Here is a 1,154-nt window from a genome sequence, read left to right on the forward strand (position 1 = left end):
CGTCCGGGCGCCCCAGTCGCAGCCGCCGATCACCGCCTGCCGGATCCCGAGCGCATCCAGCACCGCGATCATGTCGACCGCGAGCGCCGACTGCTGCCCGTTCCGGACCGTCTCATCCGACAGAAAGCGCGTCGTGCCATAGCCGCGGAGGTAGGGGACGATCACCCTGTATCCCGCGGCGGCAAGCAGCGGCGTAACCTCGGCATAGGTGTGGATGTCGTAGGGCCAGCCGTGCAGGAGGAGGACGGCGGGGGCATCCGGGCGGCCCGCCTCGGCGTAGCCGACGCGCAACAAGCCAGCATCCACCTTCTTGAGGGGCGCAAAGGCGCCAGTCGCACCTTGGGCGTGGGCGCTGCCGGCAGTGCCGAGGTGCCCGGCGATGACCGTTGCGGCAATGGTGCTCAGGAGCTGTCGGCGGGCAGGGTCGTTGGGGGCGTCCTGCATCGGTGCGATCCTCGATTGCGGTCAGGCGACACTGCCTGAGCCGCCGGACATCCGCTTGGAGACGACCTGGAGGTCTCCTTCAGGTGGGCTTGATTTTCGCGGCAGGCCGCTTGCGCTACGGTTCCAAACGAAGCAGTAGGGAGCGCCGTGCGCTACCTTTTCGACAACTGCATGCTCGACACTGCCCGGCGCGAACTGCGCCGGGACAACGGCCTCGTCGCGGTCGAGCCGCAGGTCTTCGACCTGCTGGAATTCCTCATTCGAACACGCGACCGCGTGGTCAGCCGCGACGATCTCCTGGCCGCGGTCTGGCGCGGTCGCATCGTCTCGGAGGCGACGCTGAGCAGCCGGGTGAACGCTGCCCGCAGTGCCATCGGCGACAGCGGCGCGGACCAGCGGCTGATCCGGACCCTGCCACGCAAAGGCGTTCGGTTCGTGGGGGCGGTCCAGGAGATCGGCGCTGCGGCATCGGACGCGCCGGCTTCCGGCATCGCCGCACCGACGGCCGAAGCCAGGCTGCCATCGCTCGCCGTCCTGCCCTTCGTGAACCTGAGCGGCGATCCGGAGCAGGATTATTTCGCCGATGGCATGGCGATGGAGATCATCACCGCGCTGACCCGCAGCAGCGGGCTCTTCGTCATCGCCCGCAATTCCTCATGGCTCTTGATGGGATCCGGGGTGATGGGGCACATCACACGACCAGAGCTGCG

2 protein-coding genes are annotated in these 1,154 nt (G+C 68.3%); one reads left to right on the forward strand and one right to left on the reverse strand.

The window, feature by feature from the left end:
* On the reverse strand, positions 1-444 hold a 444-nt coding region (locus Q7A36_RS40020), incomplete at its 3' end, for an alpha/beta fold hydrolase (RefSeq protein ID WP_305109362.1).
* Between the two features lie 147 nt (positions 445-591).
* On the opposite strand from Q7A36_RS40020, the gene Q7A36_RS40025 reads away from it, so the two are divergent.
* Positions 592-1,154, forward strand: a 563-nt coding sequence (locus tag Q7A36_RS40025; protein ID WP_305109363.1) for a winged helix-turn-helix domain-containing protein, incomplete at its 3' end; no start/stop codon positions are given.

Origin of the sequence: Paracraurococcus lichenis (assembly GCF_030657435.1) — a bacterium.
In the GTDB taxonomy this organism is placed as follows: domain Bacteria; phylum Pseudomonadota; class Alphaproteobacteria; order Acetobacterales; family Acetobacteraceae; genus Paracraurococcus; species Paracraurococcus lichenis.